We start from the raw sequence: 15,590 nt of genomic DNA on the forward strand, positions 1-15,590 counted from the left end.
GAAACCCGAAGGTCATCGTTGAGTGAACATGAGGCGGCGGATTCCACCGGAATAAAAGGGTGGGGACCGTCGCCTTCTTTTTGTGATACAGCAGCGTGTTGACGGCTAAAAACAACAGCGCCCCAACCGATAGGAGGTTGAGGCGCTGTTGTTCGGTTTCGAATGGGAGTATTGCCGGTTGGTTAATGAAAACAACATCCATGGTAACTGTCGCGGGCAACGTACGGGGAAACGTAGGGGCGGACCTGTGTGTCCGCCCTGGTTTGGCGGGGATGCATCATGATTTACGGGGGCAGACACGCAGGTCTGCTCCCTACAGTGGCGACCAAAACGGCAATAGGCGCACGCACAGGTTCGCTCCCTGCACCGTGTAATCCGTGAAGGATGCCCTTAAACGGCGATACTGTGTGAATGGCAAAGGCCCTCATCGTACATCTCCCACGATTGCATAAAGGCGGCTTCGAAAGATCTTTTTTCCATATAGTCCCGGGCATCGCGTCCCATTTGCGTCAGCCGTTTTAAATCGGTAATGAGGGAATGAATGGCCTCTTCCAACGCCGCTTCATCATCACCGGCCACGATGAGGCCCGTAATATTCGGCAGCAGGTTTTCACAGGGGCCGCCCTGGTCCGTTACAATGACCGGAAGTCCGGAGGCTTGTGCTTCCAGCACCACATTGCCGAAGGTGTCCGTTGTGCTGGGAAAAACGAATAAATCACAAGACGCATAGAGTTCGGCCAAAGCGTCGCCCTCCATGTACCCGGTGAAGAGGCACGGATATCCATTCAGGGACGCTTTCATATCTTCCAGATAGGGACCGTCTCCAACAATGACGAGGGACAGGTTTAAATGCCTTTCAGCCAGTGCTTTAAAGGCATTTGCCAGAAGGTGAAGGTTTTTTTCCCTGGAGATGCGCCCGACATATAACAATTTTAAAATGTTCGGGTACTCGAGATGTTGGTTCAAATGCCCGTTTCGCTTGGACGGATGAAAGAAGTTGATATCGATGCCGCGGGGATACAGCTTTATCTTCTCATCTGAAAGGCCTTTATCGACCAACTCCTTACGAGTGCTTTCCGATGGTGCGTAAACCACATCCATCTGGTCATAATACCATAATATGAGCCGCCACATCAGCTCTTCGATCGCATTGTCGCCGGTCAAGATGCGGGCATATTGCGGAATGGCGGTATGATAGGTGCCGATAAAGGGCAAACGCAGGATTTTGGAGATGGCCAATGCGGCCAATCCCACGGGGCCGGGGGTGGCCGAGTGAATATGGGTGAACTGATTTTCATAGCAATAGTCGAGCATTTCGAGAAAGGGGGGATAATAGATTTTTTGATCCGGATATTCGGGCAGCTCATAAACGCCGATCGGTTCGAAATTGCGCAGGCCCAAGCCGCAGGGATGTTTTTGGGATTCACAGGTGATGACGGTGAGGTTTTTTCCGAACTTGATCGCCATCTTAATCTGCTGCTGAAGCGTTTGGGCAACACCGTTGACATCGTAAAAGGTATCGGTGAAATGAACGACATTGGCGGTTTTCCCGCGGACGGCGGCATGATCCGCCGGGGTTCCAAACCGCTGATAAATGTCATCGCTCAATGCCTTGTCTTTGGAAAAAAGGGTATAGGCAACAAAATAGGGGGCCAGCAGCGTGTAGAGGCCGCCGGCGGAACCGATGGTGTGAAACAGGTTAAAGACATTGGCGCCGGAAAGTTGATCGAGAAGAGAATCGCCGAAATGGACCATGACCCGGTTGGCGGCGTCATTGACGAAGTTGAACCATCGCAGTTCTTCTTTTTGGCCATCCCCCGGCAGTGCATCGGCCGGCGCGAGGAGGTCCGGATTATCCTGAATCATGCGCCGGGTTTCATATTTCAGCAGATCGAGCAGGGATTCGGAGACCGGTGCCGTTTCCTTTTTCTGTTTACGGTAATGCCACAGGTAGTAGAGCTTTGACAAAATACCGGCTGACGCTTCGCCCTCTCCGCGCAGGGAACGATCCAGAAATCGCATCAGGATGTCTTTTTCGGCGTAGCGGTGCTGCAGGTTGAATTTGTTGCGATAATACTGGTAGGCGATGCCGTAGAGGTTATGCGACATGGTTTTGGGGGTTGCCGGCTCCGAATGCACGGTGAAGGCGTGTAACTCAACGGTGCTAAAAAGATCGTCGAGTGTTTCCACCCCCGGAATTTGCGTGTGGGTGCGGGCGATATTTAACCCGCTATGGTCATCGGAACCGCCGAAAAGGCGCTTTTGCCAGGGCCGGTTCAATTTCGGTTCAAGATGATGTTTTTCTGATAATTGATCGATATTCTCGGGTTTCAGATTGCCCAGGATGGCGGATAAGCAATCATTTTCACGTTTATTGCGAGAGCCGTTGATTTCAAAATAATTAAACAGGAGAAGCATTTTTTCAAAATGCGCGATGGAGAGTTTCCCGTTGATCGCATAGAGCGGATGGGCCACGATATTTAAAATCCGCTCTAGGTTCAGATATTCGACCAGTTCAAACACATTTTGACGCAGTCGCTGAATTTCGTTGTGCTGCGCTTCCGTGATATTAAGCGCCAGAACATGCAGTTTACAATTATCTTCCGGGAAATAAGTGGTGATTTCTTCGCTGATGAAGGTGTCGGGGAGATGCGCGATTTCAAGAGCGCCTTCGATGCTGTTATGATCTGTGATGGTGACATGCGTCATTCCGCGCGCTTTGGCCGTGTTATATAGAGATGTCGGCTCGGTAAAGCTTTCGGGGCAATTTATTTTTTGAAGAATCCACTGGGAAGGGCGTTTTGAGCTCTTAGAGTGAACATGAAAATCAATTCGCATGCTGTATGGTCTCCTTTTCGGTCTGAATAGACAAGTCTATGCCCGGTAAACGGACTTCAATATATTGTGTTATCAAAAGCACCTTCGTATTTGGCCGGCATTAGGGGTGAAATAAAAAAGGATTAGGTGCGTTTTCCCTGTTTAAAGACACGCAGGCGTTCCGGGCGGGGCGGCATGCGACCGTTAAAAAAATCGCAGGCGCCGTAATAGAGTAGATCCTGAAGCCAATGGCGGTAAAATCGGGGGGATTTGACCCATTTTTTCAATTCCCGAACCGGCGCGAACAACCCGTTCAGAAAGGGACCGGAAAGTGTTGATGGATCGCGAAAACATTCCCAGTCACAGGCCGTGCAGCTTGCCGAAGTATTGATGGCGGTCTGATTCAGCTGTTGAAATTTGCCGAGATTTTCCATACCCCGGTAACCGCAGGGAAAGGTATCGCCCTGTGATGCATTGACGAAGAAAAAGTCGATCCCGCCGCGGCATGAATACGTGTTGCCGAACAGGTCGCCACACTGATTTTCAAGCATATCGAGTGAGCAAAGGGGTGTGAAAATACGAATATCGGCGCGAAAGGCTTGGACCGTCTCTCCAAGCGCTTTAAATAATAGTGCTTTTTCGTAATTTGTAAATCGCACGATGTCGTCCACCGCGGTGGCGGCGTATACGGGAGATAACCCGCTGTCGGTTTCGCTGTTTCCAAGGCTCATCGGGTAGCATGCACTGACAATGGTAAAACCGAGTGAAAGGATAAAACGATAATACCTATGAAAGGCGTTAAGGTAGCGTGTGTAAAATTCGGCCAGATACGCCGCCTCACAATGAAACTGCGTACGGCTAAGCTCCCGCGTGAGATGCCCGCCCAGGTTGCGATTGATGCCGAGGTTTGCGGAAGGGTACAGGCCGCGCGCGTGAAAAATCGGCAACGCCTTTTCCAATCCCCGAATAATGCCCTTAAACCCCCTCATGCCCTCGTGAACTTCGGGTATGAAGGAATCAATACTGATCCAAAAATTTCGCAAGGGGGTTTCCGCAAGGGCATCGGCGACGCGAGCGATTCTTGAGCTGAACTCGGGGGATTGCGAATATTGAAAGATAAAGCCGTTGGTGCCGGTCCGAATACAGGGAATCCCTTGCGCGCCGGCGTAAGAAATCAGCGTTGTCAGCTCTTTGAGACGCAACAGCGGTTCGCCGCCCGTAAAGGAGACCGCCGCAAAACCCTTTTCAGCGGCAGCCCGAAGCATCGGCTTGATCCTTTCGACGGATAAGCTCGATCGGTCAAAGGGTTCGGTGACGCGCATGCCGCATTGAGGGCAACGGGCATTGCATCGATCGGTCAACTGAATCACCAGTTGGCCGGGAAGCCTTTTGTGCCGCAGCATGGATAAGATTCGGGTTGCTTTAATTTTGCCGTGAGCGGTCATTGGAAGAGAAGACATTCTCCTTTGGCGGTTAATCTAAGGCTTGAGAAGGGGTTGAGTTTGTATTCGATTATTCCGATGGCCGATAGTTCGTTCACGGCGGTTTCAAACAGTTGTTTTTCAATTCGGGACAGTTTTTCCAGGTATTCCCTGCGCAGCCATAACCCGGAGAGAATATGTCGTTCACTGCTCATGGTTTTGAACTTGAATAAAATATCGCGCTTGATTTCTTTAATGCTCTTTGCCATTTTCTACCTCTTTTCTTTTTCCGGTGAACGGGATGCGCATCCAAGCCAAACGATATTATTGCCGAAGCAGCATTAGTTGGCCAGTCGAAGCCCCAATCTCGGGAACTCCGGTGCGATTTCGCTGATGCACAGCTTATCGTCGGATTGTTTGGCGGTCTTTTTCATGGCGGCCAATTTGGTGCCGATGTTTTCGACAGAATAGACACCGCGATCCCCGGGGGGCAATACCAAGATGCTCGTGCTCACGGTCAACAGCGGTATTTTCTTCTCCTGGCCTTCCCGATCCCGAGTCAAAATGAATCCATCCCGGACGGCCTCGGGCTCATAAAAGCTTTCAGCGTCATTTTTAAATTGGGCGGCTAACCGCCGAACGCCGGTGATGACCTTTGGGGATACGAGGTTTTTCAGCCCGAGGAAAAAATCGTCTCCGCCGATATGCCCCACCAGCTTACCCGCGAACTCATCGAAGCTACTGAGAAGCTCGGCAAACCGCAGAATCAACCGATCGCCGTGCCGGAACCCGTATTTGTCGTTAAACGCCTTAAAATTATCAAAGTCAAAATGAATACAATAGTATTGGTTCTCAAGGTCGCTGAGTGCCGTGGAGATATATTCGTAGATAATCGTATTGCCGGGAAGTTTTGTCAGCGGGTTCTGATCTCTGGCGATGGAGAGGTTTTTTTCGTTCAGAATCTTCAATAGGGATTGAGCGCTTAAAAAGCCGATGTACTTTAGATCCTCTAAAATAAGCAACCCTTCCAAGGTTTCGTTCTGTGCAAAAATTTTCAACACTTTTTCAATGGAAGTTGTTAAACTCGCAACGGGAAATTTGCTGATAAAGCGGGAAAGGCTTTTCCCGAACGTCGGATTTTCCAGAAGTTGCCGGCCGTAACGGGAATAGGCATAATCCTTGAATGCCGACTCGCGAATGATGCCAAGCGGCTCCCCGTTGTGATTGATGACGGGGAAAAAAGGCGAGTTTTTGTCTTCCCGAAATTTTTCAAAAACGGTGATGATATCCTGATCCTCTTGAATAGGCGGCAGATGACGCATTTCCGTTTTAATCAGGGTTTGATCAATGGTGGTGTCATATCGCCTGTCCGACTGGCTCATCAGCTCGATGGTGTCATATTTTTTTTGTAATTCGGAAATGTCCGTTTGTGGTTTTTGCACGAGATAGCCTTGCACCAGGTCGCACCCGATGCTTCGGCAGCCGTAAAACTCCTGGCGGGTTTGCACGCCTTCAGCCACTACCACCGCTCCCATCAGATGGGCGATTTCGACGATACTGGAGACAAAAAGCCGCTTTTTGGCATCCGTTTCGATGTCCATGATGAAAAAACGGTCGATCTTAATATAGTCCGGCTCAGCGTAATATAACAGTTTCAACCCCGAAAAGCCGCTGCCGCAATCATCCACCGCGATTCTGAACCCCTGGGTTCGATAGGTGCAAAAGGTTGCCGCAGCCTTTTGCCCGTCAGCCAGTTGGTGCTTTTCTGATATTTCAAAACAAAGGCAGGTATGTGGCAGCCCCAGCTTCTCCATCTGTCGAATGGTTTGACCGTTTTTATAATCCGATGAATCAAAAAGACGGTTATCGAGATTATAAAATAATTTGGTGAACCGGCACCACGCGATATCGGCAAATTTATGGATGGCCTTTTCCCTGAGCCGTAAATCTACCTGATGAAGTATATTTTCGTTGAAAGCCCGGTCAAATAAATTCCCGATCGACGTAAAGCCGGCGGCTTCCCAGTTGCGCAAGAGCGCCTCGTATCCGTAGCAGACACCGGAATGAATATTCACGATGGGCTGAAACGCAAAGTCAATGCGTTCTATTCTATCGAGCCAATCGTTGCTGATCGCGTCGTTATTCATACATCCCTTTCCTGCGCCGAATTGGCGCTATCGTGCAGTTATACTTCCTACATGAACCGTGCGGGAAAATATCGGACCAATATTTGGGTTCAATGATGGTTGTGTTAAAAAGAGATTACGCCGGCTTTCTGATTCTGACCGATGGACTCATTCGTTACGGGAATCCCGGGATGACATCAACAACATAAATATTTTGCATAATCTTAATAAAAACCAAACAGAGCCGACATAATTATGGCGTATCAATGAAGAGAGAAAAGGCGCCATGGTGGAAGAAACAGTTAAATGCCCGTCCTGCGGATCCACGGCATATTACCAATACGGCCGGGTAAAGAATGGTAAAAAGAGGCGCTTGTGTCTGAGTTGTAACCGGCAGTATGTCGTTGAAGGGAGGCCGGCAGATATCTTGAGTCGACCTCGATGCCCGGTATGTAATGCACCGATGCATGTTTATAAACGGGAGGCGGCCTTGACGCGATATCGATGTAAGTATTATCCCGAATGTAAAACGTTTGTAAAGATCCAGAATAAAGAGGAATAAGGAGGTATCAATGAGCTACTATGTTCATCATACACCGGGAAGATTGCGAATACGGATTCCCGCGATACGGAACAATCCCCGAAAGGTGGATGCGGTCAAAACGATTTTGGATATTCGCGGAACGGAAAGGGTCGAGGTGAATCCGTTGACCGGAAGCGTCGTTATTACTTATGATGCAGCCGTTATCAACTCGCAAGAGCTGTTTAACGTGTTGCAACATCATGGGTTCTATAGTGAGGGGCGCGCCATCACGCTTGATGCACAAATTCAGCAGGCCAGTCACAAGGCGGCTCGCAAGGTGGGTCGGGCCTTTTTTGGCTGGGCCGTCGGCAGGGTTCTGGAAGACAGTGGACTGGCGTTCATTGCGGCGTTAATTTAGTTCGCATCATCCGAATGCAGGTCCAGGGGTAACGCCTTTTATCCGGAATCGGAGGTGCGGGCAGTATTTCGTTTTTTTTCAAGTCTACCAATCCTTCCTTCAAAGCCTGTTTTTGTTCCGTTTTTTAATCCATACGACAACGCCTTGTTACAGAGGATAATCGCTTCATCATAACGTTTATCTTCTTCCATTGCGATAGCCGCCAATTTAAATGTTTCAATGCGCCCGGGGCGGTCATTTCCGGATTGGCCGATTGCTGTCAGCACGGTGGGAATCATGTCGATGTGCCGGCCCGAGTAGCGGTAGAAGGCCTCTCTGGCGGCTGGTTCGGATCGCATGCGATAATATATGGCAACAATTCGTGTAAGAAGCGCGTCTTGAAGCAACGGGTCGTTTGTCGCCTCAAGCAGCGCGGTCATCATCGTTATGTCTCCGGAAGCCAAGGCGTTTTCAACATTTTCCCGAATCCTCACAATGGAATTTACGTCACCTGCCGGTCGGGATTTTTTTCGTTTTAAAGTGTTTATACCCTTTAATAGAAGATAAAGGAGCCCCCCTAAGCCGCTTACGGAAATCCAAAAAAAACTCATAATAACCTCCAAAAGGATCGCTTTAGCTTACAACGGGTCGATTGCGCCCGTTTTTTCCCATGGAAGCGCAATATCTTCCCGCCCGAAATGGCCGTAGGACGACAGCCTTTGAAAAAAGCCATCCGGATGCCGGGCAGGCAGATGCCTGAGTTCAAATGCCTTCAGAATGCCGGCCGGTCTGAATTCAAAACGCTCCTGAACCAGATCGGTTAGATGTTGATCTGATTCTCGTCCCGTGCCGAAGGTGTTGACCATAATCGATACCGGTGCGGCCAGACCGTTAGCATAGCTCACCGCGACTTCGCAGGATGTCGCCAAACCGGCCGCCACCAGGTTCTTGGCCGCATACCGGGCCGCGTAGGCGCCGATCCTATCCACCCGCATCGGGTCTTTACCACTGAGGGCCTTACCGCTTTGGCGGGCGTACTCGCCGTAGGTGTCAACGGCGTTCTTCCGGCCGGTTAGCCCGGAATGATTTAAAGGACCACCCAAATAAGGGCCGTCGGGGTTGACATTCACCCATGTTTTCTCATCGGGTGTAATCGCCATGGAATGAAACACCGGGGTGACGACCGCATCGAGCAGATCCTGTTTCAGAATTTCCGTATTCGGGTTGCTCAAGTGTCGCGTGTGAATTTCCATCGTGATGCTGTGAATTCGATACGGTATTCGCTGCTTATATTCTACGCCCACTTGAACCTTGCTGTCCGGCATGAGGTAGGGAAGCACCCTTTCTTTTCTAACTGCGCTCAAGCGCTGCGTTAGCCGATTGGCCAGAAATATGGGCAGCGGCATAAGTACGGGACTTTCGTTTGTGGCATATCCGAATACAGTCACCTGGTTTCTGGCCGGGATGTTGTTTATTTCGGAATCCGAAAGGGTGCGTTCGTCAAAACGGCTGCTTTCATCGATCGCCGCGGCCTGCGGCGACGTGAGAATACTGCAGTTTTTCGGGTTGAATTCCGGCTGATCATACCCGATCCGTTTAATGACCTTTCTGGCCACATGCGTCAAATCTACGGTAACGGTGGAAGCAAATCGCGCAGCGATAAAGACGATGGCGCCCGAAACGGCACACTCGCAGCGAACCTTTGAACAGGGTTCAAGCGCGAGAAAATGATCCACCACGGCATCGCTGACCTGATCGCATAGCTTGTCGGGGTGGCCTTCGGTTACGGATTCGGAGGTGAAAACAAAATTATCAATCATAATAGCTCCCCATGGCGTTAAACAGGTGTCTTTGCACCCTCTACTTCAGGTTTTCGAATATGGGATTTCGTTTTTGCCGCTTCATTGAACAACAGGGGTAAAACGGAGGTGCCGGCGATAACGGCCAGATCCATCAGGGCGGGCGCCTTAAGGCCCAGCAACGAGCGAAGCGGCGGAAAGACCATTGTCAGCGCCTGCAAGGCCAGAGAGCCGCCGACCGCGATGCGCAGATAGGGGTTGGCGGCCGTCTTCCTTCGGCCGAACAAGCTGGCATGCTCCGAGCGGCAACTGATCGCGTGCAGCAGTTGTGCGATGGTGAGGCTCTGAAAGGCCAACGAAGCAGCCCCGCTTCCGAGTCCGTATCGCGCAATCCCATAGCCGTATGCGGCCAGGGCCCCGCCGGTGATGGCCGCGGACTCGCGGGTCATTTGAAGGAAATCACCGGCTGAAAAGAGGGGCGCGGCCGTCTGGCGCGGGGGCCGGCTCATTACATCGTCTTCGGCCTCCTCCATCGCAAGGGCCAGCCCGGGAAAGATATCGGAAATAATGTTGATCCATAACAGTTGCATGACGTTTAACGGGAACCCGATGCCCAAGGCCATGGCGGCCGTCATCAGTATGATTTCGCTGATGTTGGTGGACAGAAAAAAGTGAACCGATTTGCGAATATTGACATGAATGGTCCGGCCGTCTTTTAGCGCCAGCGCCAGTGTTTCCAGGTCATCTTCCTCCAGTACCATATCTGCGACATCCCTGGCCACATCGGTGCCTGTTTTGCCCATTGCAATGCCGATATCCGCGGCTTTGAGCGCGGGGCCATCGTTAATGCCGTCTCCGGTCATGGCCACAGTGACGCCGGCTGACTGCAGCGCTTGGACAATCTGCAACTTGTGCGCGGGACTGACCCTTGAATAAACGTGAGCCTTGGTGGCCAGCGCCTTGAGGGTTTCCGGATTTACAGCGGACAGATTCGATGAGTCGAGAATTTCGATAGGCCCGTCAGCGGCCAGATTCAATTGTTCAGCAATGGCAAAGGCGGTCGAGCTTTGATCGCCGGTGATCATGATGGTGTCGATACCGGCGCGATGGAATACCTGAATCAACGGCTGAACCCCCGGTCGAATCGGGTCCGCCATTCCCACCAATCCCAGCCAGACCAAATCTGAATCGTTCTCCACTCCCGTATCATCTGAAAACCGCTTATAAGCAAACCCAAGCACGCGCAGCGCCGCCGAAGCCATCTTTTCATTTTCGGATTCGATCGAGAGCCGCCTTGCGTCCGTCAACGGCTGTACAGCGCCGTTTACAGCCTCGCTGCTGCACATGGCCAAAACTTCCGGCGGGCTTCCCTTGGTGTAACCTATCCGGTCATTTTCAGGCGTTCTGTGCAACGTGCTCATGAAAAGGCGGTTTTCGGATCGGTGATTGATCTCCAATCGGCGATAATCATGATTCATTCGGTGAATGTTAAAGCCGGCATCGATGGCCAGTTGCACCAGGGCTTTTTCAGTGGCGGAGCCGAACAACTCGATTTGTCCCGATGCATTCGTCCCGTTGAGCTTAACCTCATGACATAGGGCGCAGGCTGTAATGAGTTGTAACAGGCCCTCATCGGTCGATGGATCGGCTGATGAGGCATTGCCGGCGGTCAGACGACCGTTGGCGACGTTGTAGCAATGTTCCCCGGCGCAGATGCGCTGAACGGTCATGAGATTACGGGTAATGGTTCCCGTTTTGTCCATACATATGGCTTGAACGGCGCCCAATGTTTCCACCGCATGTAAATGCCGGATCAACACGCGATGCTTGCGCAGTTTTTTAATACCGAGAGCGAAATTGATGGTGGCGGCAGCCGGCAACCCCTCGGGAACGGCGGCCGCCGCCAGGGATATGGCCATTCGCAACATGGTTAGAAAACCATATCCCTGAAGCAAGCCGATGAGAAACACGACGCTGCAGATACCCCCGCACATGAGCACCAGATGGTCCCCCATTTGCCTCAATTGCCGTTCAATCGGCGTTTCCGGCGTTTCCGTCCGGTTGAGCATCATCTGAATATGACCGATTTGAGTGGCTTCGCCGGTTGCAACCACCACGGCGAGGCCTTGCCCGCCGGTGACCAGTGTTCCCATATAAGCCATGTTGGTACGGTCTGCCAGCGCGATATCGGCCGCTGTTAACCGTCCGGCATGCTTATCCACCGGCAGGCTTTCGCCGGTGAGCATGGATTCGTCGATACTTAAATGAGCCGCCGAAAGAATTCTAGCATCCGCGGCGACATAAGCGCCGGGTTTAAAGACGAGTATATCACCAGCCACGACGGATTGGACGGGAAGCGCCCTTGTTTTGCCATCGCGTATCACCTCGGCATGGGGTCGTACCAGGCTTTTGAGCGAATGGATGGTTTTTTCCGCCGCGCTTTCCGTAAAATAGCCGACGACCGCATTGGCGACCACCACCCCCATGATCACAGCCGCATCAAATAGCCCTCCGGTCAATACCGACACCCCGGCCGCAGCGCCCAAAAGATAAACGGGCAGGCTGTTCATCTGATTCAAAAAGATTTGCCAGCCGGATCTCGGTTCGGCTTCAGGCAGCAGATTCGGGCCGTATTCTTTCAGAAGGGAATCGGCGAATCGATCGGACAATCCGAGTTTGTCGGAAGAGTGAAGCGTTTCAAGAATGGATCGGCTTTCCATTAAATGCCATTTTGGATTGTCACCTGTTTCCGGCGGTATCGGCAATGGGGTTGAATTTGTTTTTGGGCGCGCCTGTCTTTGTTTCCCTTTCGAGTTGTCACCCCTTCGAGGTCGAATCACTCGTTGCGAAACAACGGAATTTTCCGAGTCCTGGATATATGTTTGAACGATCTGTTGAATGATTACCGCAACCGAATGGTGATTGTTATTCGAATTGTAAGACACCAGCAGGTTGCCGGTAATACAGCTTGCAGATGCCTTAATAATAGCGGAATCACGGCTTAGCTGATGCTCCAGGTATTGTTTGACGCCCGGTTCGTGTCGAAGACCCGGAATTTTAAAACGGGCGCGACCGCTCACCTTGGTATGGAGGGGTTGAATCGATGGCATGCTAAACATCCGACGGCATTAAATGAAGTTGGAATGATAGAAAAACCTCGAACTGGCGGCGATTGCGCAGCTCTAAAGGCGGCATCCTGCGGCAGCAACTTTTCGAAAAGAGTCGATGATCACATCGGGGTGGTTAGTCGAAAAAAAAATCGATTCAACAAAACAAATTAAGTTTTGGCGGCGCATGGGCGGAATGGGAACCGCATATGGAAACATGACATGATAAGCACGAGCGCAACTTTAACCAAACACAACCCGCAGGGTTTGTTACCTGTCGATATCGATCGTCCGGTTTAATTCGTCGTAGAGCGACTTTGAAAAAAGTCCGAATGCGTACCAGAACGCGGTGTACCAAGGTGGTCGTCTGAAATTACCAATGGCCAATTCCCACACGCCAAAAATCAGGAGAAGGAGAAACAGTGCACCAGGCAAATCCAGCGCACCGTCCGACAGCACATTAATTCCGCAATTTACTTTTCTGATGGGCGCGGCGATGCGTTCGGCAAGCTTTTTGGGTGCCGGCGTGCCGGGGGTAATCAGAAATAATTGGCGTTGGGATGCGATGGAACGCACCGCTTCAATGTTGACCGAGTCGTTCTCTATTACCAAGCAGCCCGTTAGCGCCGAAACCGTTATGGTGGATGATGAAAGCGCTTCTTTAAGCCAATTTTCAACCTTTTCAAAATAGGCTGAATCCCCTCTTTTCGACATAACTTGAAGACGCAACCGTCTTCTCAGGCTGTGTTTAATCGTCGCTTCCGGTAACATGTCAATCCCAATGCACTCGGTTAAAGCCTGTTGTCATCGAAACGGCGTCATTCCGGTGTGCTTTCGTTTGCCTGCAAAATCTCGGATTTGGCTTCAGCCGCCAAATCTTCGAGGGTTTCCTTGGTTTCGGCAATGGTCACCTTGACCCCTTCATAGGCAAGCAGCCCGCCCTTGATGATGGCCTTGGCCAGAGGTTTCAGTATGCTGCCGACTACGGGAATAATAACGGGTGCAAGGAGCACGACACCCGCGCCGATGGCAATGTTGCCTACACTTAATCCGCCGCTGAAAATCTTCATGCTGCACCTCCCTTTAAAATATATCGTGTGAGACACATGGTTTTACCCTATCATTCGTAATCGAAAAAAGTCGATACAAACTTTCATTACTTTACCTACCGGATGAGGGGTTCCCCCGGGTTGGTCGGAGAGAAGCCGTTGGATCATGCGGCATTGGCGTTTGTATGTGTTCGATGGGTCGTTCCGGCAAGGTAATGGTTAAAATTGAAAAACATCGCTGCGCCATCTTTTCCCATATATCGCGCAAGGGTTTTTTGATCGTTTTTAAATAAATCCACAATAATCAGCCCGTCCAATGCATGATTGAACTGTTTGTCCACATTAAAAGCGAGTATCTGGCCGCCGAGATTCAGGTAATGCTTCAGCAGAATCGGAATGCCCTTGTTGTCGATTTCGATATCGGAGATAACGGCGTTGACCTCATGGATGTCACGGCAGAAACTTTCCATATCATCCGCTTGACAGCCTTTCACCCGAACCGGTTTCAAGGCCGGCGGTGATTTTGGCCTCACCATGGCCGCAATATCGCCTGCGTGATGATGCCAGAGCAGGGTTGTGGTTATTAACTGCCGTGAAAAGTCGCTGTAATCGCGGCTGATACTGACCGGTCCGAACAGCATGCGGTATTTCGGGTTTCTGGCGATGAAATGACCGATTCCTTTCCACAACAACAATAACGGAGAATAGGATTTTTGATATTCGGGCCGGACAAAAGACCGGCCCAGCTCAAGCGCCGGTCCGATCTTTTCATAGAAAGCCGTGTGGCTATGAAATAAAGTCGCGGTATACAGGCCGCTTTTACCGTAACGATCGAGAATAATATCGGTACGGCCGAGACGGTAGGCGCCAACCACTTCACGGGTTTGATTATTCCAGATGAAGATATGAAGGTAATGAGAATCAAAAGCGTCCATGTCGATGGCATTCCCGGAGCCCTCGCCTGCCAACCGGAAACTTTGTTCCCGAAGACGGCTGATTTCAATCATCAGGCGGGGTATCTGCTCAAAGGAAGCCTGCCAAACCGTGAACGGACCGCTGGTGATAAGTTGCTGGCGTACCGGAAGCGTGTTTATCTCCGCCAGGAGAACTACCGGATCCATTGGCCCGGCGACCGGCCGGTTGCGGTGCGATGCCTGAGCGGGGTTTGTGTGAGGGGGAGCGGCGCGCCTTTTCCCGGCGTGACTGAGTAAATAGGTTCGCCATCTGAGGTAACCCATCAACCGGTCTTCCGCGCAGATTGCACGAAGATGCGGATAAGGAATCAACTTTCCGATTTTGATCGTTATTTTCCGGTTACGTTTATTTACTAATTCGCGTGGCAGCAGAGCGGTTCTCAGGGCCGGATGAATGAGGCCGAGAAGTTGAAATAATGTTCCGTTTGCGCCATCTATAAAAATCGGCAGAACCGGAGCTTGTGCTTTGTGAATGATCTTGCCGCTGCCCGTATTCCAGGCGGGGTCGGATATTTCGCGCCGGGAAAGGCTCAAATGGGAAACGGTTCCAGACGGAAATACCAGCAGGGCGCCCCCCTGTTGGACCCATTGAATCGCTTTTCGCATGGGGCCGATATTGGTATGCATTGATTTTTCGGAGGGGTTCGGATCCACCGATAATAATAATTCCCGCATTTGGGGAATCCGATCGAGTATGAAATTCGCCATCACCTTGATATCCGGCCTGATGGAAAGCAACAGCGCCGTCAGCATAATGCCTTCTAATGCGCCGAAAGGGTGATTCGCCACAATCACCAGCGGGCCTTTTTTCGGGATAGCGGCCTTTTCCGTTTCATTCACGGAGAATTGAATATCGAGGGCGATTAAAATGCTCTCGAAGAATTCACGAGGGCCTTGGTTGGCATCCAGCGTTTGATACAGATGCCGGCATTGCTGAATGGCTGTCAGCGATACAAACGGTTTTGCGAGAAGATTCAGGACGCGATGTTCGCGTTTGCCGTTTTCTGGCATAAACGACGTCATTGAATGGGGGGATATCGTTTCCGGGAAGAGAAGCAATTGTTTTTCGGCGGATTCCATTTTATTCTCCTATGATAAGGTTTGACGAACCGGCGGCACACCTTTCCGTTCGGGTTGCTTTTCGGGCAAGGGGCTTTTTTTTCCTTGAAACCGATATCGAATTGAATAGGCCCTGATCGTTATTATTTTACTAGCGTTTGATTAATATACCGCAAGATGGAGAACGGTCATAAAAACAGCCGGCAGCACCGATTCCGTTTTCCGGACAAGCATATATTGATTGAAATGAAGAGATGTTGATGCTACGATTCATCATCAAAACCATTCTTATCAGTGCCTTTATCAGAAATATACGGG

Annotated in this window: 11 protein-coding genes; 1 reads left to right on the forward strand and 10 read right to left on the reverse strand. The window is 50.9% G+C overall.

Translation table 11 applies throughout. The features are described from left to right. Nucleotides 1–390: 390 nt before the first annotated feature. From RBT11_07040 to RBT11_07055, 4 genes are all read right to left on the reverse strand, one after another. The gene (locus RBT11_07040; GenBank protein ID MDX9786512.1) at nt 391–2,838 is read right to left on the reverse strand and encodes a glycosyltransferase; all 2,448 of its coding nucleotides are present in this window, start codon (nt 2,836–2,838) and stop codon (nt 391–393) included. A 122-nt stretch (nt 2,839–2,960) separates the two neighbouring features. Next, a complete protein-coding gene (locus RBT11_07045; GenBank protein MDX9786513.1) occupies nt 2,961–4,277 on the reverse strand; it encodes a radical SAM protein in 1,317 nt (438 codons plus the stop codon). Beyond that, a complete protein-coding gene (locus RBT11_07050) occupies nt 4,259–4,507 on the reverse strand; it encodes a hypothetical protein (protein ID MDX9786514.1) in 249 nt (82 codons plus the stop codon). Before RBT11_07050 ends, RBT11_07045 begins: the two co-directional genes overlap by 19 nt. A gap of 72 nt (nt 4,508–4,579) precedes the next feature. Then, nucleotides 4,580–6,385 (reverse strand): GGDEF domain-containing protein, encoded by a 1,806-nt coding sequence (locus RBT11_07055; protein MDX9786515.1) that lies wholly within the window; start codon nt 6,383–6,385, stop codon nt 4,580–4,582. A 551-nt stretch (nt 6,386–6,936) separates the two neighbouring features. Here RBT11_07055 and RBT11_07060 point away from each other — a divergent pair. Further along, nucleotides 6,937–7,305 (forward strand): hypothetical protein, encoded by a 369-nt coding sequence (locus RBT11_07060; protein ID MDX9786516.1) that lies wholly within the window; start codon nt 6,937–6,939, stop codon nt 7,303–7,305. A 38-nt stretch (nt 7,306–7,343) separates the two neighbouring features. Here RBT11_07060 and RBT11_07065 read toward each other — a convergent pair whose 3' ends face one another. From RBT11_07065 to RBT11_07090, 6 genes are all read right to left on the reverse strand, one after another. Next, nucleotides 7,344–7,727, reverse strand: coding sequence for a hypothetical protein (locus RBT11_07065; GenBank protein ID MDX9786517.1), 384 nt, complete (start codon nt 7,725–7,727; stop codon nt 7,344–7,346). A 195-nt stretch (nt 7,728–7,922) separates the two neighbouring features. Next, nucleotides 7,923–9,104 (reverse strand): methionine adenosyltransferase, encoded by a 1,182-nt coding sequence (gene metK / locus RBT11_07070; GenBank protein ID MDX9786518.1) that lies wholly within the window; start codon nt 9,102–9,104, stop codon nt 7,923–7,925. Nucleotides 9,105–9,121: 17 nt separating this feature from the next. After that, complete coding sequence (locus RBT11_07075; GenBank protein MDX9786519.1) at nt 9,122–12,193, reverse strand: HAD-IC family P-type ATPase; 3,072 nt, start codon at nt 12,191–12,193, stop codon at nt 9,122–9,124. A 267-nt stretch (nt 12,194–12,460) separates the two neighbouring features. Continuing rightward, nucleotides 12,461–12,961 (reverse strand): hypothetical protein, encoded by a 501-nt coding sequence (locus RBT11_07080; GenBank protein ID MDX9786520.1) that lies wholly within the window; start codon nt 12,959–12,961, stop codon nt 12,461–12,463. A 47-nt stretch (nt 12,962–13,008) separates the two neighbouring features. Beyond that, nucleotides 13,009–13,260: a DUF5132 domain-containing protein gene (locus tag RBT11_07085; GenBank protein MDX9786521.1), complete on the reverse strand. Its 252-nt coding sequence runs from the start codon at nt 13,258–13,260 to the stop codon at nt 13,009–13,011. A 143-nt stretch (nt 13,261–13,403) separates the two neighbouring features. Continuing rightward, nucleotides 13,404–15,293 carry a GNAT family N-acyltransferase gene (locus RBT11_07090; GenBank protein ID MDX9786522.1) on the reverse strand — a complete coding sequence of 630 codons (1,890 nt, stop codon included), beginning with the start codon at nt 15,291–15,293 and terminating at the stop codon, nt 13,404–13,406. Between the last annotated feature and the right edge of the window lie 297 nt (nt 15,294–15,590).

It is taken from the genome of Desulfobacterales bacterium (assembly GCA_034003325.1).
GTDB lineage: Bacteria > Desulfobacterota > Desulfobacteria > Desulfobacterales > JAFDDL01 > JAVEYW01.

Coding starts and splice junctions, on each gene's coding strand:
- RBT11_07040 (MDX9786512.1), bottom strand. CDS start 2,838: ATGCGAATTGATTTTCATGTTCACTCTAAGAGCTCAAAACGCCCTTCC.
- RBT11_07045 (MDX9786513.1), bottom strand. CDS start 4,277: ATGTCTTCTCTTCCAATGACCGCTCACGGCAAAATTAAAGCAACCCGA.
- RBT11_07050 (MDX9786514.1), bottom strand. CDS start 4,507: ATGGCAAAGAGCATTAAAGAAATCAAGCGCGATATTTTATTCAAGTTC.
- RBT11_07055 (MDX9786515.1), bottom strand. CDS start 6,385: ATGAATAACGACGCGATCAGCAACGATTGGCTCGATAGAATAGAACGC.
- RBT11_07060 (MDX9786516.1), top strand. CDS start 6,937: ATGAGCTACTATGTTCATCATACACCGGGAAGATTGCGAATACGGATT.
- RBT11_07065 (MDX9786517.1), bottom strand. CDS start 7,727: ATGATGACCGCGCTGCTTGAGGCGACAAACGACCCGTTGCTTCAAGAC.
- metK (MDX9786518.1), bottom strand. CDS start 9,104: ATGATTGATAATTTTGTTTTCACCTCCGAATCCGTAACCGAAGGCCAC.
- RBT11_07075 (MDX9786519.1), bottom strand. CDS start 12,193: ATGCCATCGATTCAACCCCTCCATACCAAGGTGAGCGGTCGCGCCCGT.
- RBT11_07080 (MDX9786520.1), bottom strand. CDS start 12,961: ATGTTACCGGAAGCGACGATTAAACACAGCCTGAGAAGACGGTTGCGT.
- RBT11_07085 (MDX9786521.1), bottom strand. CDS start 13,260: ATGAAGATTTTCAGCGGCGGATTAAGTGTAGGCAACATTGCCATCGGC.
- RBT11_07090 (MDX9786522.1), bottom strand. CDS start 15,293: ATGGAATCCGCCGAAAAACAATTGCTTCTCTTCCCGGAAACGATATCC.